Source organism: Serratia nevei, from assembly GCF_024160145.1.
In the GTDB taxonomy this organism is placed as follows: Bacteria; Pseudomonadota; Gammaproteobacteria; order Enterobacterales; family Enterobacteriaceae; genus Serratia; species Serratia nevei_A.
On record NZ_JAMYWQ010000220.1, the window covers coordinates 1 to 214 of the forward strand.

Genomic DNA, 214 nt, shown 5'->3' on the forward strand with positions numbered 1-214 from the left:
TTATGGTCAGAGTGTTCGGTATGCCCGGCGCCCGTATGAGGGTAAAGAAAGCTTTAAATGGGAACGTGCTTCCCGGGCAATGACGGAGCGCCTTGGCGCACAGATGAGCAAGGTTATTTCTGTCTGTGACCGGGAGGCAGACCTGATTGAATATCTGGCCTACAAAGTGTCGGAGAAACAGCGATTTATCGTGCGCTCAATGCAAAGCCGGTGC

General features: G+C 52.8%; 1 pseudogene. It reads left to right on the plus strand.

From position 1 onward, the window contains the following. Positions 1-214, plus strand: a pseudogene (locus M6G53_RS25465) (IS4 family transposase); the annotation flags it as partial.